Annotated in this window: 22 protein-coding genes and 1 tRNA gene; 4 read left to right on the forward strand and 19 right to left on the reverse strand. The window is 57.7% G+C overall.

The window, feature by feature from the left end; all coding sequences use genetic code 11:
• Positions 1–83: 83 nt before the first annotated feature.
• Positions 84–1,001, reverse strand: coding sequence for a reverse transcriptase domain-containing protein (locus Pla100_RS24980; RefSeq protein WP_231603566.1), 918 nt, complete (start codon positions 999–1,001; stop codon positions 84–86).
• Positions 958–1,467 carry a reverse transcriptase family protein gene (locus Pla100_RS31925; RefSeq protein WP_231603568.1) on the reverse strand — a complete coding sequence of 170 codons (510 nt, stop codon included), beginning with the start codon at positions 1,465–1,467 and terminating at the stop codon, positions 958–960. Before Pla100_RS31925 ends, Pla100_RS24980 begins: the two co-directional genes overlap by 44 nt.
• Positions 1,468–2,401: 934 nt before the next feature.
• Here Pla100_RS31925 and Pla100_RS24985 point away from each other — a divergent pair.
• A complete protein-coding gene (locus Pla100_RS24985) occupies positions 2,402–5,329 on the forward strand; it encodes a PAS domain-containing protein (RefSeq protein WP_197168215.1) in 2,928 nt (975 codons plus the stop codon).
• Here the strand turns inward: Pla100_RS24985 and Pla100_RS24990 are convergent.
• The gene (locus Pla100_RS24990; RefSeq protein WP_231603571.1) at positions 5,323–10,647 is read right to left on the reverse strand and encodes a DUF1549 domain-containing protein; all 5,325 of its coding nucleotides are present in this window, start codon (positions 10,645–10,647) and stop codon (positions 5,323–5,325) included. The two genes, Pla100_RS24985 and Pla100_RS24990, sit on opposite strands and share 7 nt — an antisense overlap.
• A 203-nt stretch (positions 10,648–10,850) precedes the next feature.
• Here Pla100_RS24990 and Pla100_RS24995 point away from each other — a divergent pair, with 203 nt between their 5' ends.
• A complete protein-coding gene (locus Pla100_RS24995; protein WP_146581270.1) occupies positions 10,851–12,281 on the forward strand; it encodes a RecQ family ATP-dependent DNA helicase in 1,431 nt (476 codons plus the stop codon).
• Between the two features lie 97 nt (positions 12,282–12,378).
• Here the strand turns inward: Pla100_RS24995 and Pla100_RS25000 are convergent.
• Positions 12,379–12,462, reverse strand: a tRNA-Asp gene (locus Pla100_RS25000).
• Between the two features lie 15 nt (positions 12,463–12,477).
• Here Pla100_RS25000 and Pla100_RS25005 point away from each other — a divergent pair.
• Positions 12,478–12,744, forward strand: coding sequence for a hypothetical protein (locus Pla100_RS25005; RefSeq protein WP_146581272.1), 267 nt, complete (start codon positions 12,478–12,480; stop codon positions 12,742–12,744).
• The gene (locus Pla100_RS25010) at positions 12,741–12,989 is read left to right on the forward strand and encodes a MoaD/ThiS family protein (RefSeq protein ID WP_146581273.1); all 249 of its coding nucleotides are present in this window, start codon (positions 12,741–12,743) and stop codon (positions 12,987–12,989) included. The genes Pla100_RS25005 and Pla100_RS25010 overlap by 4 nt, the downstream gene beginning before the upstream one ends.
• 288 nt (positions 12,990–13,277) lie before the next feature.
• Here Pla100_RS25010 and Pla100_RS25015 read toward each other — a convergent pair whose 3' ends face one another.
• From Pla100_RS25015 to Pla100_RS25085, 15 genes are read right to left on the reverse strand one after another with little or no spacing between them, the layout of a single operon-like run.
• Complete coding sequence (locus Pla100_RS25015) at positions 13,278–13,652, reverse strand: hypothetical protein (protein ID WP_146581275.1); 375 nt, start codon at positions 13,650–13,652, stop codon at positions 13,278–13,280.
• 1 nt (position 13,653) lies between these two features.
• A complete protein-coding gene (locus Pla100_RS25020; protein ID WP_146581278.1) occupies positions 13,654–14,568 on the reverse strand; it encodes a hypothetical protein in 915 nt (304 codons plus the stop codon).
• 3 nt (positions 14,569–14,571) lie between these two features.
• Positions 14,572–17,448 carry a hypothetical protein gene (locus Pla100_RS25025; RefSeq protein WP_146581280.1) on the reverse strand — a complete coding sequence of 959 codons (2,877 nt, stop codon included), beginning with the start codon at positions 17,446–17,448 and terminating at the stop codon, positions 14,572–14,574.
• 6 nt (positions 17,449–17,454) lie between these two features.
• Positions 17,455–17,760 (reverse strand): phage tail assembly protein T, encoded by a 306-nt coding sequence (locus Pla100_RS25030; protein ID WP_146581282.1) that lies wholly within the window; start codon positions 17,758–17,760, stop codon positions 17,455–17,457.
• A 32-nt stretch (positions 17,761–17,792) separates the two neighbouring features.
• Complete coding sequence (locus Pla100_RS25035) at positions 17,793–18,179, reverse strand: hypothetical protein (protein ID WP_146581284.1); 387 nt, start codon at positions 18,177–18,179, stop codon at positions 17,793–17,795.
• 59 nt (positions 18,180–18,238) lie between these two features.
• On the reverse strand, positions 18,239–18,658 hold the full coding sequence (locus tag Pla100_RS25040) for a hypothetical protein (protein ID WP_146581286.1): 420 nt from the start codon (positions 18,656–18,658) through the stop codon (positions 18,239–18,241).
• Positions 18,659–18,709: 51 nt separating this feature from the next.
• Positions 18,710–19,162 carry a hypothetical protein gene (locus Pla100_RS25045; RefSeq protein ID WP_146581288.1) on the reverse strand — a complete coding sequence of 151 codons (453 nt, stop codon included), beginning with the start codon at positions 19,160–19,162 and terminating at the stop codon, positions 18,710–18,712.
• Positions 19,163–19,177: 15 nt separating this feature from the next.
• Complete coding sequence (gp17, locus tag Pla100_RS25050) at positions 19,178–19,630, reverse strand: tail completion protein gp17 (RefSeq protein WP_146581290.1); 453 nt, start codon at positions 19,628–19,630, stop codon at positions 19,178–19,180.
• Positions 19,627–20,058 carry an HK97 gp10 family phage protein gene (locus Pla100_RS25055; RefSeq protein ID WP_146581292.1) on the reverse strand — a complete coding sequence of 144 codons (432 nt, stop codon included), beginning with the start codon at positions 20,056–20,058 and terminating at the stop codon, positions 19,627–19,629. The genes gp17 and Pla100_RS25055 overlap by 4 nt, the downstream gene beginning before the upstream one ends.
• Positions 20,055–20,435 (reverse strand): phage head closure protein, encoded by a 381-nt coding sequence (locus Pla100_RS25060; protein WP_146581294.1) that lies wholly within the window; start codon positions 20,433–20,435, stop codon positions 20,055–20,057. Before Pla100_RS25060 ends, Pla100_RS25055 begins: the two co-directional genes overlap by 4 nt.
• Complete coding sequence (locus Pla100_RS25065) at positions 20,435–20,617, reverse strand: hypothetical protein (RefSeq protein ID WP_146581295.1); 183 nt, start codon at positions 20,615–20,617, stop codon at positions 20,435–20,437. The genes Pla100_RS25060 and Pla100_RS25065 overlap by 1 nt, the downstream gene beginning before the upstream one ends.
• Complete coding sequence (locus Pla100_RS25070) at positions 20,614–20,823, reverse strand: hypothetical protein (protein WP_146581297.1); 210 nt, start codon at positions 20,821–20,823, stop codon at positions 20,614–20,616. The genes Pla100_RS25065 and Pla100_RS25070 overlap by 4 nt, the downstream gene beginning before the upstream one ends.
• Positions 20,823–21,395: a head-tail connector protein gene (locus Pla100_RS25075; protein WP_146581299.1), complete on the reverse strand. Its 573-nt coding sequence runs from the start codon at positions 21,393–21,395 to the stop codon at positions 20,823–20,825. The genes Pla100_RS25070 and Pla100_RS25075 overlap by 1 nt, the downstream gene beginning before the upstream one ends.
• Positions 21,396–21,397: 2 nt before the next feature.
• Complete coding sequence (locus Pla100_RS25080; RefSeq protein WP_146581301.1) at positions 21,398–21,784, reverse strand: hypothetical protein; 387 nt, start codon at positions 21,782–21,784, stop codon at positions 21,398–21,400.
• Positions 21,785–21,832: 48 nt separating this feature from the next.
• Positions 21,833–22,132 carry a hypothetical protein gene (locus Pla100_RS25085; RefSeq protein ID WP_146581303.1) on the reverse strand — a complete coding sequence of 100 codons (300 nt, stop codon included), beginning with the start codon at positions 22,130–22,132 and terminating at the stop codon, positions 21,833–21,835.
• Positions 22,133–22,222 lie beyond the last annotated feature (90 nt).

Below are 22,222 nucleotides of genomic sequence, written 5' to 3' on the forward strand. Positions count from 1 at the left end.
CGATAGGGGTAGGGAAGTCCGGTTGAGCCGGACTCCCCTCCCTCCGAACCGTGCGTGCGGTTTTCCCGCACACGGCTCTCCAGTTAGTGGTCAATCACGGATTGAACGTAACGAGTGTGGGCCGCCCGCAGACTTCGGAAGCCACGCTCGCTGAAATAGGCATTGGGCCAACGATGCGTACGGCATAATCGCTCTGGATTCGTCCGATGACGTTTCAGAAGCTGCCGACGCAACCGTTTGCGGATCATTCCATCGTACTTGTCAAAAATGTTCCACGTACAGTGCCGAAAGTAAGCGAACCAGCCCACCGTCACCCGATTGATTTCGGCAATCGTCGATTCAAGCGGCTGGCCCGATTTTCGAGGTGTCAACTGTCGGATTCGGTCAGTCATCTTGCGATGACTTTTCGAGCGAGGAAAACGAAGCTTCCCTCGAAAGGAGTAACCCAAAAACTCGAAACTCTTTTCACGACTGTCAACGATGTGAGTCTTCTCAGGGTGCAACGTCAAACCTGCTTCGGCAACGAAGCGTTTGACTTCCTCAAGGGCTAACTCCGCTTGTTCCTGACTACGACACAGGATCACAAAGTCGTCAGCATACCGAACCATCTCGTAGCCAAGGCCGGCCATCCGATGATCCAGTTCATTGAGGTACAGATTCGAAAGTAGCGGGGAAAGTACAGCCCCTTGCGGAACGCCACTCTCAGGCGTCCACTCGCGAAGTTCTTCCAGGACCGATTGATCCAGGAAACGCTTCACCAACTCCAATACCCGACGATCCGAAATCTTCTCGCCGACCAGAGCCAACAAGCGGTCTTTCGGAATCGTGTCGAAGTAACCTTGCAGGTCAGCATCGACGACGAAGACATGATCGGACTCCAATAACTCCTCGACAACTCGCAGTGCATCATGGCAACCACGCCCATGACGAAAGCCGAAACTTCTATCATGAAATTCGTTATCGAAGATCGGCTCGATGACATTGACCAGTGCCGTTTGCACGACTCGGTCTCGAACCGTCGGGAGTCGGGATGCCCAAGGGCCGCGTTTGACTGCTACCTAGCTTGAGAATCTGCACGCGTCGGACCGCTTGTGGGCGATACGTCCCCGACTTCAGTTCATCGCTTAGCCGTCTAAGTTCGGCCCGTTCGTTTTCGCTGAAATCTTCGGTGCTTTGCCGATCCACTCCCGCTGCACCCTTTTTGCCAACGACCTTGCGGGCCGATGCAAACAGGTTCAGCTCACTGTACACCTTATCGATTAAGGCGTGCCATTTACCTCCTCGCACTCCTACGGTGAGTGCGTTCAACATGCGGTTGGTCCATACGCTCGCTTTCGCCCAATCAGAAATCTCAATTGTTGATTTCTCATCAAGTTCTCCAGCACGGCTAGCCTTCGCCGACGGGGATTCCGCCGAAAAGGGCACTGTCACCGGGATGTAGTCTTTCGATTTACGTTTCGATTGCATGGTCTTTCTCGCATCCACTTTCCTACCTCCCTTCGCTCGCATCGGGTTTGGTTCCCGATGGTCGTCACTACTATGGAGGCTCTGACTCCTCGGCTGAGCGTCCTGAAGGTCTGCTGCTCGCCGAGGTATCCCTGCTTATCTCGATTGAACTTCTGAACATTCCGTCTCCAACCACCGCATTACCATTTCGCTTGCCTCAGTTTGGCACGTTACCAGGTTCAGTCACCGTGCAAGCCGTCCCATCGACAGTCCAACAACATTGGACAGACCTTTTAGTCATCTTTGTGCCGATGCTTGGGATCAGAGGTTCACTATTTGCCAGACAGCTCCCCGACAGGTTCGGCCGAATCGAGTTCACGATCGTTACGGACTATTCATTCGCCTTTGGTTGCTCTCCACCCTTTCTGTTGAAAACGCAGTTACCATTGGCTACGGGGCGGTAACGGTTTCCCCGATCAGGACTTTCACCCGATAATTCAATCGCCTTCACAGGCGCACTGCATGGAAGTGGGAACAACTCAAGCCAGGAGTTCACACCGCCAGAAAAGAAGATCTCGGTATTAGCTCCGAGGAACTAAACTTGCGCAATCGCATTGCCGCCGCAACCCCAAACTTTTAGCAGGCCAGGCTAGCGCCCAAACGGCTAATGTTGCGAACCCTAAAGTTAAATCTAGACAAAGCGTTATTGCTTCGTCGAGTTTAAATTTTCGGATAGCGAAACTCGCCAATAGTTTCGGCCAGACGCTACCAATCGCCGAGAACATTGAAAACAAATTTCTGACCAATTGGCGTAAAATCGCCACCCACTTATTTCGAATCATAGCCGATGATTGGGGTAACCAAACACGACAGTTCCGATCGCGACGGTGCCTTCGGGGCAGAGAGTACCGCTCGCATCGGAACTGTCGATTTTTTTAACGGGACCTTCGGGACCATGGTAGATCCTTCGAAACATGTCCCACTTCGCGTGTCAGGGTTCTATCTGCTCTTTGGGGTCGTATGGATTCTGACGTCGGACGTCTTGATGGCTTGGAGCGAGATTGTTGACGTGCGGGCTTCGCTCGTTTCGTCGTGCAAGGGTCTGTTCTTTGTCGGCGTGTCGGCGGCCATCATCTACCTGCTGATGCGACAACAACTAGAGCGACTCAGCTGCGCGAACTCACTCGCCCACGCGGTCATCAATGGGACGACCGACGCGGTGTTTGTAAAAGATCGCAACGGTCGCTACTTGATGTTCAATCGGGCTGCCGCCGCGCAAGTCAATAAACGAGCTGAAGACGTGATCGGCCGGGACGACCACTTCGTTTTCGATGCCCAAAGCGCTGCGGAGCTGAAAGACCGCGATCGACGAATCATGGAATCCGGTGAAGCGGATACCGCCGAAGAGGTTCTGACGATCGAGAATTCGACGACTGTTTTTTTGGCGACAAAGGTTCCGTATCGGGATCAGTTCGGCAATGTGATCGGACTGATCGGGATCTCGAGAGACATCACACAACAAAAGGAAGCGGAAAAGCAACTAAGAATCCAGCGAGATCGACTCGCGTCGATCGTCGAAGCGGTCCCCGTCATCATCTGCTCGTTTCAATCATGGCCTGACGGCTCGTTCAGCATGCCATTCTGTTCGTCACTCATCGAATCCATCTACGATTTGTCGAAGGAAGAGTTGAGACACGATGCTTCATCGATTTTCAAAAGAATTCATCCGGACGATGTGCAGGATGTCCTTGACTCGATTGAAGCATCAACGCGGACAATGACACTCTGGGAACGTGAATATCGCGTTTGCCGCCCTGGGCGAGAGGAAATCTGGGTCGAAGGCCGCTCGGTACCGACACGGCAAGAAGACGGCTCGATTCTTTGGCAAGGCTATGTTGCCGACATCACCACCCGCAAGCGTGACCAAGAAAGATTGCGATCCATTCAGCAAAGACTCGATCACGCGCAGTTAATCGCCAAAATGGGAAGTTGGACCTGGGAACCGGTTTCGAATCGGGTTTGGTGGTCCGATGCGATTTACAATCTGTTTGGTTTCGATCCGAATACGACAGTCCCCTCGTTTCAAAACATCCTCGATCGCCTTGATCCCGCCGACCGCAAGATCGCTATCGATCGGGTCGATGCGTTGATGCAATGCGGAGATGGCTTCTCAAACGAGTTTCTAGCCAATCGGACCGACGGCAGTAAAATCTGGATCCTTAGTGCCGCTCGCGCGGCTCGAGATGAAAACGGCCGTTTGATTCAGGTGGACGGGTTTGACCAAGACATCACCATTCAAAAACAAATCGAAGATGAACTTCGCTTGAGCGAAGAACGCCTTCGACTGGCTCTTCGAAGTGCGGGCGGGGGCGTTTGGGATTGGGACTTGCGAACCGATCAAGCGTGGTGGTCGCCCGAAATGTACTCTCTCTGGGGTATCGACCCGAACGAACCGATGGCACTCGCCAACTCATTGGAATCGATCGTCGACCAAGATCGCGACTACGTGAGAAACACTTCCAAACTGGCCATAGATAACAAGAGTGATTATCACGCTGAATTTCGAATCGATCACCCCGAACGCGGTGAGTGCTGGATTTCTTCGAGCGGCAGAACGATTTCAGATCAAGACGGGGCGATCCGACTGATCGGTATTTCACAGGACATCACCGATCGTCGACGCTTGGAAGATCACCTCCGACAATCGCAAAAGATGGAAGCCGTCGGACGACTGGCGGGGGGCGTTGCCCATGACTTCAATAACCTACTGACTGTCATCAATGGCTATTGTCGCATTTTAGTCGACCAGATCACTGAGCCACCCGACGTTCGAGATTCGCTGTACGCTATCCGAGACGCCGCCGACCGCGCCACGCGTTTGACTCGTCAGTTGCTTTCGTTCAGTCGCAAAGCGATGGTTGAACTGCAGGTTCTTGATCTGAATCAAGTCGTCATGCAATCCGCAGCGCTCTTGAGGAAGCTTGTTGGGCAAGAGATTTCGGTGGAACTGGCACTCGCCCCGACGGCCTGTTTCATCGAAGCCGATCCGATCCAGATCGATCAAGTGATTCTCAACCTAACCGTCAACGCGCGAGACGCGTCCCAGAAAGGGGACATCGTCACCATCGCAACGCGGTCGGTCAACTTCGATTCGCCGCATTCCACAACGACGGGCACCTTAAGTCCAGGAAAGTACATTGAATTGACGGTAACGGATCAAGGGATCGGCATCCTGGAGTCGTTGCAGACCCAAATTTTTGAGCCGTTTTTCTCGACAAAGGAACGCGAGAAAGGAACCGGTCTGGGTCTGTCGGTCGCTCACGGAATCATTGCGCAATCGGGCGGACAAATTGATGTCCAGTCGGCCCCAGGAAAAGGCGCTTCCTTTCGCATCTATCTCAAAGAGGCGTCGCCGCAGACGGCAACCGCTGCGTCTTCTTCGCGTGCAATCGAAGGTGGAAAAGAATTCATCCTACTTGTCGAAGACGAACAAGCGATCCGCGCCCTTTGTGAGCGAACCCTTCGAGCACATGGCTATCAAGTATTCGCTGCGTCCGGCGGAAGTGAAGCCATCGAGTGGTTCTCGAAATCGCCAGAGAAAATCGATATGCTGGTGACCGACTTGATGATGCCCAACATGAGCGGACGAGAATTGGCGGATGCGTTGCGATCGAAGAAGCCGGAACTGTTGATTCTCTACATCAGCGGCTACAGCGATGATCTTTTCATTCAAGAAGTCATCCGCAGTGGCCGCGATACGTTGCTACAAAAACCTTTCCTACCCGGCGAGTTAGCGAGCAAGGTTCGTGAGGTGTTCGATGGAGCCGATCACGAACTCGCCCCGCAAGATGACATCTCAGAACAAGACGTCTCAGATCAATAATTGAACAAGAACGCGGGGGAATTCACCAACGCCCAGACGAGATCTTCAGCCGCCGTGAGCCTGTTGTTTTTCAGTTGCGTTTGACTTCGCCCAACGTTCTCACGCAAGAGCACGAGATCAGCATCAATCGGGGTGACGACTTCGAGTTGCTTTTGACGCGTTTGCAACTGTGTCAGAAGCTCATCCGGTGGAACCGGTTGTTTGCCCGTCGCCACTGTGGCCACGGCGGCCTGGATCGTGGCATCGGTCGACTCGATGTATTCGCTCAGCAACTTGGTTTGCGTTTCGCTTCGGTTTTTGGTCGGCGTCGACGCCGCGATCGATAACGACTCGGTGGCCGAAAGCGGAATGTCGCTTGGGTGCGTCGTCAGACTGATCCGGAAACGACCGAGCAGATGGTTGGCGGCGCTGTGGTTATGCGAAATAACGAACCGCAAGCGGGTCTTTGCGTTACTGTCGCTTTGAATGGGTTTCTCGAACTGGAACGTCGCCCAGTGGTCGCGTGTGATCGCCGGCGAAACCGCCCATGCGTTTTGGTTGCCGGCATTGCCATCGAACACCGGCTCGATCGCAAAACCACTTTGTAAAAAGTCCGCCTTCCCTTTGACGATCTTGGCCAGCGGTAAATCGTTCGGTTTGGCTTGCGGATCGTGTCCGGCATGAACCGCAATTTCGGTCACAACAAAATTGCCAGCCAACCCCGGTCCACCGCGTGGTAAAGCCGGATCAGCAATTGCTTCGACGCGGAATCCGGTGATCCCTTGAAGCGAGGTTTCGAAATCCAGGGTATAGGTCCCCTTCGCCGCCGTTCCCGACGCGAGAATGCTGCGGTCTGGCTGAACCGTCAGTGCCACATCTTTGCTTCCGGCAACAGCGTTTGGAGCGATCGGGAACCATTCGGGATTCGCTTCGCCGTGAAGTTTGGTGACCCAGTCATCGATCATTTTGGGGATGCCTTCGCGGGTCTTGGCTAACTTGGCTTCCGCATCCGCGATCGCGGTCAGACGAGTTTTCTCTAATTCGGCTCGCGCGTCGGCGATCTCGGCTTGGCGATCGGAAATCTGTTTCTTCACTTCAGCGAGCGATGAGTTGCGTTTCGATTCGAGTGCTTCGAATTCCTTCTTCCAATCCGCTTCGGCTTGGTTCAATCGGGTCACCAACTGATCGTGATCGGACTGAAGTTGTCCGCTCATGGTTACGAACGCATCGACTTCGATCGACGTCGGCATCCGCCCCAAGGCCCGCAGGAAGATTTCTTCGGCGACGGCTTGAGCGGTCGAGTTTTCGGCAATGATCTTTTCGAGTTCGTTCTTGGGATCGCTGATCGCTGATCCGATGGTCGGGCCGCTGATCAAGGCCATCACGGGACCGAGTTGCAAGTCCGTCGTCCGCTCGCATTCGCAAGCGGTTTCGCGAACCGGGCGGCCCAAGTTGGCCAAGAACCCGTCCGTCAGCGAAACGCCCGAATCGGTGGCAGCGGCGGCGCGCGTGCCAGCCGGCATCCCGGGGATGTTGCTGATCGCGCCGGTCAGCGCATGCACCGAGTCGTAAATCACTTCGGCGGGCAAACGACGCGGCGTTGCGTGAGAGTAATTCTGATGATCGTCTTCGTTGAGCGGGTTCGACTCGACCGACAATCCGTAGGTCCGCGAATGAGCGATCATACGAACGATGTGCCGCGAATTAAACCCAGAGGCGATGAACTCATCGGTCAGGTAATTCAACAACTCCGGATTGGTCGGCGGGTTGCCAGCTCGAATATCATCGATCGGCTCGATCAAACCGACCCCAGTCAGATAGCCCCAGATTCGGTTGACGTACGAACGAGCGAAGTAGGGGTTGCCTGGATCGGTCATCCAGTCCGCAAGTTGCTCACGCCGGGTGGTGGCTGGATCGGTCGCCGACGTGAGCGTTTCTTGGTTCGGTTGACGCTCGACGGAAGTCACTGATTCGGCTGCGGATTCAGCCGTCGAATGTCCAGTCACATCGCCGGCAGGTTGCACCGACTTGAGTTCGTAAGGGAACGCGGGCATCACGTCTTTGCCCGTGCGAGCATGCAATATCTCGCTCGTGGCCGTATCGTCGATAATCTCGTACAACGGTGTGGCCCCTTCGACGGCCGTGCCGCCGATCTTCTTGCCCTTCGATTCCGGATCCATCTTGCGATCAACTTTGGCAAAGAAAGCAGCCATTTCGTAGTACTGATCTTGGGTCCAGCGTTCAAACGGGTGATCGTGGCACTTGTTGCAATTGAACCGAATGCCCAGGAACAAATGCGTCGTGTTCTCCATCGTGTCTTCGGCCGTTCGCAAAACTTTGTAATACGAGGCTGGCGGGTTGGTGTTGTTCGAGCCCGACGCGGTCAGAATTTGCCTTGCAAATTCATCGTAAGGCACGTTCTCTTGCACGGCGGCACGAATCCAATCGCGGTACTTCTTGCTGCCTTCGACGCCGAGGAACTTGCGGTTGACCTGCAATAGATCCGACCATTTGTTCGTCCAGTACTCGACGTAGGCTTGATTACCGATCAACTGGTCAACGATCGCCGCTCGCTTAACACGCGTCGGCGTGGGATCGGCCAAAAACGCCCGGACGGTGTCACTCGACGGGGGCAATCCGGTCAGGTCCAAATATACTCGGCGAAGGAAAGTCGCTTCATCGGCCAATTCGCTGGGGACGATTTTCATCCGCTTCCATTTCTGGGCGACCAATTCATCGATCCGGTTCCAAGTTTCCGGTTCGGTCTCTTGGTAACCCGTACGATCTCCCATTACCGTCAATGTCGTCGCCGCATAAGCACCTTCGAAACGAGCTAGCACGGGGGCTTCGCCACGGCGAACCGCTTGCAACACGCCGCCGGGCATGGAAGTGGCGACTTCCGTGTTGCCACTCTCGATGAACGCCTCGCGGGTCACGTCTCGCGTGCTCGCATCGGTATACGTCGCCACGACGCGAACTTGTTGGCGATCGGTTACCGAATCGACGACCGGGTTCTCGGGCGAAATCTTGATTGAAGCAACTCGTGGCGTTTCCAGATTCAACTTCGATCCGTCGGCGATCCAACGACGCAGCACCGCATGATAGGGATCTCCCACGCTCATCAGCGTGCCGCCTTCGTGTGGAGTGATCCCCAACGGCTTGCGGAGCATCATCGAGTCCTGCGGTGCCGCCGGGTTGATCCGCCGGGCGGCCAGGTCGTCGGTCAACGCGCGGATGTCAAAGATCGGGTCGTAACCACGCAGCGATAAACGGAAACCGTTCTTACCTTTTTGAGCACCGTGACAAGTTCCTTGGTTGCATCCCAACCGCGACAAAACCGGATTGACGTCGCGGACGAAATCGACGGCAAAGTTAGATTGTCCGCTTATTTCAAACGGGATCGTATGTTTCTGTCCGGCGACCTGAACGGTCCATTGCCCCGATCCGTCGGCGACCGGTCGCACCAAACCGCCCGACTGAACGCGCAGGTTGGGGGACTCATCGAACTGAAGGTGTTGGGTGACATCGATCGTCGAGCCGTCGGCAAGCGTGCCCACGGCAACCAGTTGTACGTAATCGTAGGGCGAGCTCAACGTGATGCGCTCGGGAGTCAACGCGAACGAAACCGGCTTACGCGCGGCAGTGATCTCATCGGATACCGGAGCGGCATTCCCTGTTGAGTGATTCGCCTTATCGACTGAGTTGGCGTCGACCCATTTCGCAGCATCGAAATCTGATGCTGCGACCGAGACGTGTTTGGATTGAGACGATTCTGACGAAGTCTGCAGTGCGTCGAACAAGGAAAACTCGCCGACCAGTTCGCCGGCGGGGCTGAGACGTCGAATCTTTCCGTCGTTGGCGGCGAAAACAACCGCTCCATCGTCAAAAATGTCCAACGCGTAAACCGCAGCATTGGTGACTTCGAAACGCAAAGTTTGGTCGATAGGCGAATTGCCCGATTCGAGCACCAATTTCTTTTCCTCGGCCGAGCGGTCGGCCACCCGTTTTCCCAAGATGCCTTTCATTTTGTCGGAAAGTTCACCCGTGAAGTCGCACCTCCAAACACGAACCTCCGAATGCCCGTCAATGGTGGCTGCCGCGGCAACATGTGATCCGGCGGCGTTGATCGCAACTTGACGAATCCGCCCGTCCATCTTGGGGAAGTTGCGAACAAGGTTCGCGTCGTCCCCGATTTGACGTTTGGTTTGTCGAAAGACCCGATAGACCTTCATCACACCGTCGGCCCCCCCGACGATGATCTCGTCCCGTTGAGGATGAATCGCGACGCTCGACAGACCGCCCGACAAAGCCCCCGGTGTGATCGAAGTCACGTTGTCGATGAAACGTTCCGTGGCGACCTCGGTCAACTTGCACGACATATCACGGGCCACCGAAACGATGTGGCTGCCGTCGTTGGTAAAGACGGTGTCGCGGATCCAATCTTCGTGAGCACCCTGATAGAAGACCTGCTCACCGGACGTTGAATCGAGACCGCGAACCGTTTTGTCGTTCGCGCCGATCGCAACAAGTTTACCATCGGGTGACCAGGAGACGCCGGTTAAGGTGTCGTAGGTCAGGTACTTGGACAACAAAAGCTCCCCCGACTCGGCGTCCCAAATTTGCAGTTCGCCGAGTTCACCCGGAGTTCCGCCCGCAGCGGCCACGCGTTTGCCATCTGGCGAAAAGCGAACCGAATTGATCCGAGGGCTCGAGCCGACCAAGCGGCGGACGATCGATTTGCCGTCGATCGATTTGTCATTGATGTTCAACAACACCAATTCGTGATAGCCGGCCACGGCGACCAAGTTGGCATCGACCGGTGAAACGTCCAGTGAAGGCAGCGTCGGAGGTCCCGCATAATGTGGCGGATCGTCGGCCGAATACCGAGGGCCTTGTGGTTCGGGTGAATCGTTCTTGGCACCTTGATTGATCCAACGGCCGATCAATTCCACTTCGGTCCGATGCAACGGCTTGCGAGGGGGTTTGGGCATCTCGGCGACGCCATCGTGCGACACGATTTGTGTGTATAGATAACTCGCCTCGGCATCGCCGGGAACGATCGCCGCTTGGCCGGTCTCTCCGCCACGGACCAAATCGGCAAATTCCGTCATCCGGTATTCGCCGAGCTGTTTGGCGTTTTGGTGACAACCGAAACAGTGCGTCCGAAAGATCGGCACGATCTCCGTGTGATAGCTGACCGGACGGTCGACCGCGCCGGGGACGGCATTCGAATCGGTGGGCTTCGAATCGGCGGATTCGTCCGCGTTTAGGAACGCTACCGAAGCCAGCAAAAAGAACAACGACAGCAGGCGAACGGTAACGGAATTGCAAGAAATCACGACGAATTTCCTTCCAGGCAGAGTGCGTTGGCTTGAAAAATCATCGCCGATCCGCGATCAGCTCACAGTGCCGATCAACGGTAGCCAAAAGGTGGGAAGGCAGGCGGGAGCGGGGTTTAACGCCCCGCTGACTTCATGCTAGTGGCGGGGTCGATGGATGTCAAGGAATTGATGCCCCCATAACACGATGATACGATCGCCCGATGAACTCAAAATTCAGCCCTTTATCGGTACTCCGTGAGCATTTCCGGTTCGAATCTTTTCGCGGTTGCCAAGCCGACGTGATCGACCGCGTCATCCGGGGTGAGCACGCGATGGTCGTGATGCCGACGGGGGCCGGCAAGTCACTGTGCTATCAGATCCCCGCCTTGATGTTCCGGCCGGATCAAGGTGACTTGACGTTGGTTCTGTCGCCTTTGGTGGCGCTGATGCAAGATCAAGTCGACGCGCTCGTCGCACGCGGTGTCGACGCGACCCTGATTAACTCGTCACTCGATCGGACCACCCGCGAGGCACGGCAAGCGGAATTAAGCGGCGGCAAATATCGGTTGCTCTACGTCACCCCTGAACGGTTTCGCAAACCGGAATTTGTCGAGATGATCGGCCGACGGAACGTTCGACTGCTCGCCGTCGACGAAGCCCACTGCGTCAGCCAATGGGGACACGACTTTCGTCCGGACTATTCTCGCATCGCCGAGATTCGTCATATCCTCGGCAACCCCACCACGATCGCGTTGACCGCGACGGCGACGGCGGAATGTCGCCAAGACATCTACCGGCAATTGGGCATCGCACCCTCGGATATCCGACTGTTCCACGAAGGTATCGACCGACCTAACCTGCACATTGATATCGAACCGGTGATCGACGAGGACGAAAAGTGGCAACATCTACGCGACGCGATGGCCGACCAACCCGGCTCGACGATCGTCTATTTCTCGTTGATCAAAACGTTGATGCGGTTTAGCGACCTATTGACGAAGTCGAATGTCGAACACGCAACTTACCACGGCGATCTGTCACGTGGGCAACGTCGCTCAATGCAAAACGCATTCATGCGTGGCGACATCGCGACCGTTTTGGCAACGCCTGCGTTCGGCATGGGCATCGATAAGGAAGACATCCGATTGATCGTTCACGCCGAAACACCCGGATCGATCGAATCGTACTACCAAGAAATCGGCCGTGCCGGACGCGATGGAAAGCCGAGTCGATGCTTGTGGTTATACGACCAAGCCGACTTGATGACGCAAATGCAGTTCATTCAATGGGCCAACCCCGATGCAAACTTCTATCATTCGTTGATGTACGTGTTGACCGAGCACGCCGATCGATGTCAGGCATACGGACTCGATTGGATCAATCAACACTTGCAACGCGTCAGTCCGCACGACCATCGATTGGAAACCGCGATCGCGATGCTCGACCGCCACGGCGTCGTCGCCGGCCCGCGCCCGCCGGAATGCTTTGATGTGATCTCTGACCTGCCTGATACGCTGCGTGACAACGATAAGCTGAACGAGAAGACTCGCCGCGATCAGCAACGCTTGTACGGCATGGTCGAATTGGCCAAGACGCCCGCGGAAGAGCGCCAAAGCTTCTTGAACTATTACTTCATCGGAAACCAAGGGTAGGTGTTTTGAATCCAATGGATTCACTGCTGTCGCTTGATCTCCCAGCACAGGCACAAAAAAACCCGTCGTAACAAAATGTTACAACGGGCTTCAAAAGCGACGCGGACGGGACTCGAACCCGCAACCTCCGGATCGACAGTCCGGTGTAGACTTAGACGAATCCGGTCCTTCACCCCGCCCCCTTCGGAATCCACTCATGAGCGACGAATCGGAAGATTTCGTTGAGACCAGCAATCCCGATCGACTTCGCGAGATCGCCGAGCTGCTTCGCGGCGTTCCGATCATGTTCGGAACCGACGACGGCGACGTCGACGACCTCGAGGCGATCGCGACCAGAATCGAGAATCTTGAAAACTTTCTCGATTCCGTAGAGGAGATCGTTTCCGCCTGGGGTGCCGGCGACGCGGGTGATTCCGAGATCGTCCGACTTTTGAATCAGGCTCGGAAGCTTCGGAAAGAATGAGCCAAACGAGCGAGTCCGTCGCCGAGCCATCCGACGCCGACAAACTTCGTGAATTGGCCGCAGCTCTCCGCGATGTTCCGGTTATGTTCGGCAGCCTCAAAGAGACGGCGGATCGGCTCGAGCGATTCGAGAAATTCGCGGAAACGGTCGCGAACGTCCTCTACGAGCTTGGTGTTCGCGATGACGGGCATGGCGAGCTGGTTGCGATTCTTAGGAACGCGAGAGAGTTGCGGGATCGACGCTAAAGCGTTCGGAATACGTTAACCATCATCTGCACCGGTGAAGCGTGCAACGCGTTCACGGCGGCAACCACCGCCTGCACCGGAGAGACCCCCACCCGGCGGCGGCGACGCCCCCGTCTTTTCTGGCTGCCATTTTGGCGTAGACCGCACGTAGTAACTCGGAAAAAAAACCCGCAGGTTTTGGGGAGGGGGGGGGTGGTCGCTGAAATTCGGCCGTTTTTTCGACTTGTGCGGCCGCCGCGTGAGAAAACGCGGGTTTTCCGGAACTAATTTAGACCGAGACGGACCCGTTTAGCACGGCGCGTAGTCGATCAGCAAAGCGCCGCCGACGACTCGGCTCGCTCGGATGAACTTTCCGCCGGCGATCGCTTCGGGGGCCATGTTTGCGACGCGAATCATATAGTGCTCGCCGTCGGGATTCTTTACAGGCCGGCGATGAACCACGTCGCCGACTTCGACTAGAGCCCACGCTTCGCATTCGGCCGACGGGATCTCCGTTTCCTTCGTTTCGGTTTCGAGTGCTGGGATTCCGCTCGGCGGCGTGAAGAGAACCCATCCGATCACGTCGTCGAGTTCGTCGTCGTCGATGTCGACCGGTGAACCGACGGCCATCCGCTTTAGCGTTTCGGCCGTTTGTTGGTCGGCGAATCCGTAGACTGCAGGCATGTTAGGCGATCTCGTCGAAGTCTTTTTGCGGTCGTGTTCGAAACGCGTGAAAGAGCATTTCCTCGCTTGGGTGTCCGTCCATGTCGAGCCAAGTCATCGACACGGGCGAGCCGGCTTTCTCGCGACGGAACGGAACGCGATCGCCTTCGGTATCAAGGAACGTGTTCGATCGAGCGGCCCGGACGGCGAGCCATCCGGTTCGGTGTTTCTTTGGTGCGGCTCCTCCCATCGAGACCTTGAACTCGACGGGGTGCGATAGGATCTCGAAAGTTAGCTGCCCGATCGTGTAGGTTCCAAACTCGACCTCTTGGCCTTTTACGCTTCGGATCATCCAAGCGTCTTCAGGTTGGCCTCGCCAGTCGTCATCATTCGTAGCGTTTAGCCAATTGCCGAGCGTGTGCTCGTCATAGGAACTCACGTATCGGTTCACCGTTACGCCTTTCAGCGTGATGGGTGCGCGAACGGGTTCGGCGTACAGGTCGCCGAACACGTCGACGATCTCGTTTCCGTCGTAGTCGTACCACATGACGTGATCGGTCGTTTCAACGAACGGCTCGACCGTCGGGGCGAGCGAGAACGGGTCGGCCGATTGGGGTTGCTCTTTCTGCTCTTTGCTTCCGATCATTTCGAACGTGCAAGCGACTTGCCAATAACGGCGGCTTCCTTGGACTGGGTTCGGCGTTGCGGATCGGCAGATTGTGAACGGGACAACGAAACCCGGACGCGGCGAATAGACCGAATAGCCTGGGATCGGCACGCCGGGGATTCGCAGGACCTCGAATCCGGATATCGGATCAGGGTCGTTTGAATCGAGGTGGACGTCCCAAACGCCGGTGAACTTGCGAGTGCTCTTGCCATCCTTGTCGGACTCGCTCGAAGTGCGATCGCCGTAGCGAGCGTGTTTGACCTTTGCCATTTTTCAGACTCCTATGATTTGCCATTGAGACAAGGCCGAGCTTGCTTGCTCGCTCGCGATCGCGATCCGTTCGAACACGTCGCCGCCGGCGGCTTCGGCCGCCGTTTTGGTTGTCGTCGCTTCGGTCGACCGGTTGGCGATCGCGTCGCCGCCGGCGATGCGTTCGGCCAGGGCGGCTTGTTGTTGCATCTGAGCGGTGACTTCGATCGCTTGGTTAACTCGTTGCTGCTCGATGCCGGCGAGTCGCATCGCGGCGGCCTCGAGGCGATCGGCTTCGGCTTGCTCGATTTCGTTCTTTCGCAACACGTTTTGATCGTCGACCATTGCGGCGTAGACTTGCGAGCCGTCGGTGATGTCGCCGCCGGCGGTTGCCAGGTCGTCGGGGATGTCGACGAATTGCATCGCGGCGTTACGCTTGGCGGCTTCGAACTCGGCCTCGGTCAAGAGGTTCCGCATTCGCATTTCGTGCAAGTCGGTTAGTTCGGTCGCCAGTTGTGCGACCGGTCCGCGCTGCGTCTCGGTGATCTTGGCGGCTTCGGCCGCTAGGCTTTTGAGCCGATCACGTTCAGTGTCCCTTGCTTTATTGCGTTGTTCGATCAGCTCGAGCTCACGACGCATTTCGAACGTTCGTTGCAATTGCTCTGGGGTCGCGCCCTGTTGTTGTAATCCCGCAAGCTCTTCGGAATCGCGATCGGATAGACGCGGATTCATGTTTCTGAGCTGCTCGGCAATCTTCGCCTTTTCGACTTGATCACGCAGCGAGTTCTCTTGGTCTCGCAGTTTTTGAGCGTTCTCGAGCTCTTTGTTCCGCTCTCGGAGTGCCGCAATCTCTTGTTTGATCGGTTCGTCGATCTCGGCGTTTTTGAGTAGATAAGCGTCTGACGCTTCCGCGCCGAGCGTCAGCTCGCGATTGCGTTCCTTCAGTTGCCGAAGTTCTTCGGCGTAGTTGTCGACTTCAGGATTCACAACCTTGGCGGCGTTTTGCTTGGCGGCCACTTGCTCGGCGGCGATTTGTCTCGATGCCTCCGCTTCTTCCTTCCGTTTGGCTGCACCCTCTTCCGCTGCTTTCTTTGCCGCCAGGTAGTTGTTTCGAATGTCATCGCCGACGGTAACGGGCTCGAACGCTTTCGCGATGGCGACGCCCAATCCAATAATGTCTCTAGTGCCCGCCTCGTAAAGCAATCTCGTGAATCGAGTAACGTAGACCGACGTTTCCGCCATGTAGGCAGCGAGCTCGACGGCTGAGTCAGCCGCTTGCGTAATGCCGCCTCCCATCTCGCCCGCCATCGGTGCCATGCCGCTTATCGTCTGGGCGATCGCCGTCACCGCAGGTGCAAACTCAACCGTGACTTGCCTAGCCCATCCGTCCCAGATAGCTTGCAGCTCGCCAACGGAATCGACCGCGTTAGTGAGTCCAAGCGACTGAACGTCATTGACCGTTAGGCCATAGCGATCGGCTGCCCTCTTGGCGTCATCAAGGCCCTTTGCACCGCCAGCCAAAACATCGGCAAGCGCAAGGCCCTCCTCCTCGAACAGCTTCGCCGCGATCCTAGCACGGTCGATCGGATTGGCGACCTCGCTAGCCGCTTGGACAATTTGCCGAAAGGCGATCGCGGGATCTTCTAGGGCCAGTTTAGACGCGTCGAGGCCGAGAGCTTGGATTGAAGCTAACGCGTCGCCGCCGCCGGCAGCCGCCTCGCTGATCTTGGCTGAAAGTTTTGTGACAACCACCATCGTTTGGTCGGCCGACATTCCAGCGTTTTGCGACGCGGCGAATTGAATCGCCGCGTAGTCTTGCACCGAAGTGCCTAGCATTCGGGCTGATCGATCCATTTTCACAACGAGATCGGCTTGCTCGGCTACGCTTTGGCTAAACGCGCTCGCTGCGGACGAGGCTAAGCGATACGCACCGTAGGCAGCGCCGAGCCCAACCGCCAAGCCTGCAATGGCCGGCCCCATGCGAACCAGCGAAGCACCTCGCCCCGCCAGGCCGCCGATCATCGGCATGTTGTCGATCTCGTCGCGTAGCTTTGGCTTGGACGGCGAGTCCGGACGTTGTGGGGCACCGCGTCGGGCGATGTCGGCGACGCCGCGTCGGAATGTTGTTTCGTCGATCGCTCCGGCTTTGCGCAGTCGATCGAGTTCGCGACGTTCCTCTCGCAGCTCCCGCGTCAGGCGTTCCGACGCGGTTGCGTAGCGGTCCGTCAGCGCGGCGCCGCGCCGTTGCAGGTCCGCCCGTCGCTCCTCGGCCGCGACGACGGCCGGTAGCTGCGAACGATACTCGCGTAGGTGCCGAGTCGCTTCGCTTTGCGTCAGGCTTCCACGGTCGACCAGATTTCGGATCCTCCGCACCTCGTCGGCGTAGCGTTCCGAATCGGTCTGCAGGCGACGGCGAACGGCCGACGCTTCCTTTTCGACCGCGACGCGTTCCCGCTCGGCCGCGACCACGCTCGGCAGTTGCGACTTGTATTCCTTCAGGTGTCGCGTCGCCTCCGCTCGCGTCAGGTTGCCCCGGTTGATCATGTCGATCATCCGGAGCTGCTCGGCGCGGTACCGCTCGTCGTCGGTCATCAGCTTGCGACGGATAGCGGCCGCGTCGGTCTCGGCGGCCGTCTGGGCCTTGCGAGCTGCGATCGCCTCGGGTTGCCGAGCGGTGATCCGCTCCATTGCCGTCGCGTAGGTCTTTTGATCCATCGCGCCGACGCGGAAGGCGTCCGTCAAACGCTTCACCGTCGCCGCCGATTGCTCGGCCGGTTCCTGCAGGCGATAGAAGTCACGCCGGAGCTGCGATAGCTCGCGCTTCGTGATGATCCCGCCGGCCTGCAGTTTCGAGACGTCGAGCCCGATCCGGTAATTGAATGCTTCGACGGTTTTTGACATTGCCGGCTACCTCAGTTTGACCATGGACGCGGCCCACGCCGCCATTTGATCCGTGGTCATGCTCGCACGGCCGTCGGACGCGTCGGCGGTTTTCGGCATGAAGTCGGCCACACGCTTCGCGTCGAGCTTCTCGCCGTTGCTTGCGGCGATCCATGACGCGACGCGGTAGACTTCCGCCGCGATCGTCGCCGACTGCAGCCACGGCGACGGGATCGGTTCGAATCGATCGAACTCGAGCCACCGGTCAATTACGGCCGGCTCGACGGAATCAATCCACTCGATCGGGTCGGGGATACCCAGAGCGATCGCCAACCGGAACGCGAAGCGAATCCGGGGCGATCGGATTAGTTTTTTGCCGAGTCCGCCGCCTCGTCGTCGGCCGCCTTGTCGTCAAAACCGAGATGCTTGCGGACGGCCGCCCAAAGAGGCTCGAACACGTCCGGCGGCAAGTTGTCGACGCGTTCCCATTCGTCATCGCGATACAACCGGGCACCCTTGGAATCACACAAGCACGCCGCCAGGATGCGGGCAGGACGCTCACGAAGGCGTCCCTCGACCTGATTCCCTTCGGAATCAAACACGCCGGCGTCGATCGCGTAGAGCACGCTGCGACGCAGCGACATGAACACGATCCGCGCCCCGGTCGGCAACGTGAACGATCCATAACGAGGCTTTGCGAGTTGGTCGAGCTCGGCACGGCCGAGAGTTTGGGTTTCGGTTGCTTCGGACATTGTTTGAAATTGCTAAGGATGAATTGACGGAATTGAAAACAGGCTTCCAGCGTGATCGCTTATCGCTTGTTGGTCAGCTTGTCGATCTCGGCTTGCGACGGCGTGTCGTTCGAATAGAACTCTCGAGGCGACTCTTCGCCCGTGAACTTCCGCACCGCCTCGACGACTTGCGGGATTTCGTCCGGAAGAAACTCGGCCAGAGCGAAGATCGGCCCGCCGGCTGCCATCGTCCACGCGTGCATCTTTCCGTCAACGATCACGTTCAGGTGACCCGTCGGGACTCGCCTCGGTTTGCCCCGCACGTTGCGGAATCCGAAACGCTCGGTGATCTCGATCGAGATTGAATCGTCGACCAAGTCGGTTTCGACGATCACCGGCGGATCAACCGGCGTTTGCGATGCGGCGGCCGTCGGCGTCGCCGCGATCTGCTCGAGCTCGTCGGCCGTCGACACGTCGGCGATGGTTTCGTCTGAAGTCATTGGGAAAGTTCCTAGGATGGAAAGAGAATCGAGTCAGTGAAGGCGAGCTGATTAAGCGACGGTCGCCGGGGTGAACGTGAACTTCGTTCCGCCGTCGGCCGTGGCTTGGCCGTCGAGCTTGAATTTGGTCTTGCCCATCATGATCGTGTTGAGCTGCGCGGACGGAAGCAATCGCAGCGTGAAGAAACCAGACGCGACCCAGCTAGCGGCCGCCGATTGATCCGGAGCCGCCGGCAGAGTCACCGTCAACGTCGCACGAACGCGAGCGTCCGGCGGCAAGGCGGCACCGTTCCAAAAGAACTCCATCTCGATTTCGCCAGGCTCGACGAGATCGCCGGGGATATAACTCTTCTCGTCTTCAGTGGTCAGGTGCGACGTCTCGAGAGCGTCGATCGTGCGCTGCAGCTCGCCGATCTGTTTCATTCGAGCTTGAAACGTTCCGCCGCCGTCGTCGGCGTGAATAGCAAAAACGGCGGTCGCAAGTTGGCCGGTATCAGGAACCATCGACGGGGCTCATCTCTAAAGGGTCGGCGGATTGTTATCGCGATAGAACATCCGAAAGTCCGTTTGTTCGACGGCTAACAGAGTTTCGCCGCCGAGCGGGTCGGGTTCTTCGCGAGAGTTCGAGTCTCTTTCAGTTATCGACGCGACCCATACGTCGTCGGCGTTTCCACGGCCGAACGATTGCACGGCCGACAGGATCGCCGCCGCGATCGCCGCCGCTTCCGATTTGTTCGGCGAGTACGACTCGACTTGAACGATCGCCTCACGCAAAACCGTCGGACCGGTCAGGCCCTCGACAGGCCGGTCGTCGATCTTCCACAGCAGCACGTAGGGGGGTCTGTCATCGATGGCGGTCGAACCAGGCCGCACCGCGAAACCGCCGCCTAATGCCGCCGGCGTCGCGAGTTTCGCCGCCAATGCCGCATTGCCAAGAATGATCGCTCGGATTGCTCGGATCGGTCCGTTCATCGAATCCCCTCGGCCGCTTGTTTAAGTCGTGATTCGATCGCGGCGGCTTGCTGCGATCGCGTCGCCTCGACGGCCGGCCGTAGCCACGGATGCGGCGGGACTCGCATCGTTCCGCCGTTCTGCAGCTTTTGGATATGGCCGTTCTCGACGAGGTGGCCGTGTGCTCCTTCAGGCCAGGCACCGCCGACGAGAGCGATCACAACCGTGCGATACTCACGCACAACGACGTAGATCGAATCGCGAAGCGGTTTCAATCCGGCCTTGTCGCCGCGATAGCCCGGGGCGGTCACTCGAGGTTTCGCATCCGCCGCGACGATCTCGCCGGCGGACTCGGCCGCGTCATTGAGCACGCCGGCACGCAGCGACGCCTCGAGCTTGTCGACGTAAGCGAACGCCGCCTCGTCAATTTCGAATTGCACTTGGATCATGATCCGGAGCCCTCGTCGACGAGATCCATGCGAACGGCCGTGATGATCAAGAACCGACGACGACGATCCGGATCGATCGTTGCCGTGACTCGCCATTGCTGACCGTCGACGAAGAGCCGGCGTTCGAGATCGCCGGTCAAGTCTTGGCGATAGCGAATCGTCACTTCCAAACGCGTCACGCTGACGACTTGCCGACCGCGTTCCGCCTGCAGGGCGCGGACGTGTGCCGGCAGCTTCGACAGGATGACCGACCACGTCGTTTCGATCTCGCCGGTCGAATTGTTTTCGGTTCGCGTCGGCGATAGCACGTCGACGGCGTCACGCAATCGGCCTATCCGAAAGTCGCCGCCTTCGCGTCGCAGTTTGCTTTGGGACATTAGTACGGCGCTCCGGCAGCCGCCGCCGCGAACACGATCGCCATGAACCAATACACCGGCCAAAAGACCAAAACGCTCGCGAGCGTCGATCCGTCGGCTTCACCGAAAACGAGATGAAACGCGGCGGCGGTAAACATGCCGATTGATAGGTAGACCATCAAGACGTTTTCGAGGAACTTCATTTGAGGCGAATCTCTTGGAAACAGTCGTAGTCATAGAGAGCGTCCTCGAATTGCCGTTCGTATCGTTTCAGCAACCGGCGTTGACGCAGTTTCGTGAACGGTCGAAACCAGCTCGTCATTTTGTAGACGAGCTTTTGCTCCTCCCAGAGCTTGCCCTTGATGTCGATCAAAGCGTTTAGCACGCTTCCGATACTCGCGTAGTCCATCACTCGCCCCCCACGACTCGCACGCCATCGGCAAAGGGTTGCAACGACTTGACCAGGTGTTGATAGCCGAGCGGCACCTCGTTCGCGTCGCCGTCGGCCGTGACGGCTTCGGGATGCTCGAACCAGTGAGCGACCAGAGTCGCGATCAAGATCCGGACCGTCGGCGCGGGTGGCTGCGGTCCGAATGTCACAGCGACGCGTATAGCCTTGTGAGCGGATGCGATCGCCGGGATCTCGAGAACGCCCGGCCGTTTGCCGTCGTGAGTCGATCCGGCGATCACGGTTTCGTTGTCGTCGTCGTCGACCGCTTTCACCACGGCCGAAACGAACGGCGACGCCGGCAGCCGGACCGATCGCGTCCCGGCCGGCAGCTCGGCCGCCGCGGTGACGGGATTCACTCGCAAACCCGTATCGCGTTCCACCGTCTCGACGGCAGCCGGGACGAGGAACTCGGTTAAATACGAATCATCGTCGTCGGCGTAGATCCTAGCGTGACGCTTGATCCACGGCAGAGCGATCAGAGCGCTATCGAGAGCGATCGCGGCAAACGTCCATCGAATCGGAGTCGACAAGTTCAGGCCTCACGGACGATCTCGAGGGAAACCGACTTCGGTGCGGACGCGGCCAACTTGTCGGCCGCTTCGCTACCGCATTCGGCAATGAACGCCTTTTGCCAGGCGACGTAGGCTCGGCCGATCTTTTGACCGACGCGAATCCCGAACTTCTTAACGCTCTTCACGCCGCGCTCTTCCAGCCAGGCGAAAGCCACGTCGCGAAGTTGGTCCTCTTCGGTTCGCAGCTTGCGAGTTTCGGACTCGAGGGTACGCCGTTGCATGTTGAGCCATAGCAACCGCTCGAGCATCGCCTTGGATAGCTTCGGGTTCTCGGCGTCGACCTTCACTCGAGGCGGTGCGGCCTCGGGTGCGTCGACGTGTTGCGCGGCGGATTTCTTTTTAGCCATCGTTGGGGACTCGCTCGAGTTGGTTTCACCTTCGCGAATGTTCCGCGATCAGATGACCGGTTTCGCGTCGACGTCACCGCTGACGTTTCCGGCCTGCTTGTTTTCCGCTTTGCCGGTCGCCTTGTCGGTCGTTTCCGCCTTCGTCGCCGCTCTGGGCCCGCTTTTGGTTTTCGACGCGGATTTCTTGGCGGCCAGTTTTGGATTCCGGCGCGTTTTCGGTTCGGTTCCCTCGAGCCATCCCAGTTCGCCGTACTTCGCGGCGGTTGCTTCGTCGAGTTCGATCTCGTCGCCGCGTTTGAAGTTGACGCCATCGCGTCGGACGGAAGTTGTCAAAGTAAACTTAGCCATGATCGCTCCGGTGAATCGGTCGGTAAACAAAAACGGCCGGCCGGTTCCGAAAGGAGTAAAAGAACCGGCCGGCCTTTGCATTCGGGCCGG

The organism is Neorhodopirellula pilleata (assembly GCF_007859915.1).
GTDB classification, from domain to species: Bacteria; Planctomycetota; Planctomycetia; order Pirellulales; family Pirellulaceae; genus Rhodopirellula; species Rhodopirellula pilleata.

Bases quoted from the DNA above. Each gene is read 5' to 3' on its own strand.
- Pla100_RS31925 (WP_231603568.1), bottom strand. From the start codon at position 1,467: ATGCAATCGAAACGTAAATCGAAAGACTACATCCCGGTGACAGTGCCC.
- Pla100_RS24985 (WP_197168215.1), top strand. From the start codon at position 2,402: ATGGTAGATCCTTCGAAACATGTCCCACTTCGCGTGTCAGGGTTCTAT.
- Pla100_RS24995 (WP_146581270.1), top strand. From the start codon at position 10,851: ATGAACTCAAAATTCAGCCCTTTATCGGTACTCCGTGAGCATTTCCGG.
- Pla100_RS25005 (WP_146581272.1), top strand. From the start codon at position 12,478: ATGAGCGACGAATCGGAAGATTTCGTTGAGACCAGCAATCCCGATCGA.
- Pla100_RS25010 (WP_146581273.1), top strand. From the start codon at position 12,741: ATGAGCCAAACGAGCGAGTCCGTCGCCGAGCCATCCGACGCCGACAAA.
- Pla100_RS25015 (WP_146581275.1), bottom strand. From the start codon at position 13,652: ATGCCTGCAGTCTACGGATTCGCCGACCAACAAACGGCCGAAACGCTA.
- Pla100_RS25020 (WP_146581278.1), bottom strand. From the start codon at position 14,568: ATGGCAAAGGTCAAACACGCTCGCTACGGCGATCGCACTTCGAGCGAG.
- Pla100_RS25025 (WP_146581280.1), bottom strand. From the start codon at position 17,448: ATGTCAAAAACCGTCGAAGCATTCAATTACCGGATCGGGCTCGACGTC.
- Pla100_RS25035 (WP_146581284.1), bottom strand. From the start codon at position 18,179: ATGTCCGAAGCAACCGAAACCCAAACTCTCGGCCGTGCCGAGCTCGAC.
- Pla100_RS25040 (WP_146581286.1), bottom strand. From the start codon at position 18,658: ATGACTTCAGACGAAACCATCGCCGACGTGTCGACGGCCGACGAGCTC.
- Pla100_RS25045 (WP_146581288.1), bottom strand. From the start codon at position 19,162: ATGGTTCCTGATACCGGCCAACTTGCGACCGCCGTTTTTGCTATTCAC.
- gp17 (WP_146581290.1), bottom strand. From the start codon at position 19,630: ATGAACGGACCGATCCGAGCAATCCGAGCGATCATTCTTGGCAATGCG.
- Pla100_RS25055 (WP_146581292.1), bottom strand. From the start codon at position 20,058: ATGATCCAAGTGCAATTCGAAATTGACGAGGCGGCGTTCGCTTACGTC.
- Pla100_RS25060 (WP_146581294.1), bottom strand. From the start codon at position 20,435: ATGTCCCAAAGCAAACTGCGACGCGAAGGCGGCGACTTTCGGATAGGC.
- Pla100_RS25065 (WP_146581295.1), bottom strand. From the start codon at position 20,617: ATGAAGTTCCTCGAAAACGTCTTGATGGTCTACCTATCAATCGGCATG.
- Pla100_RS25070 (WP_146581297.1), bottom strand. From the start codon at position 20,823: ATGGACTACGCGAGTATCGGAAGCGTGCTAAACGCTTTGATCGACATC.
- Pla100_RS25080 (WP_146581301.1), bottom strand. From the start codon at position 21,784: ATGGCTAAAAAGAAATCCGCCGCGCAACACGTCGACGCACCCGAGGCC.
- Pla100_RS25085 (WP_146581303.1), bottom strand. From the start codon at position 22,132: ATGGCTAAGTTTACTTTGACAACTTCCGTCCGACGCGATGGCGTCAAC.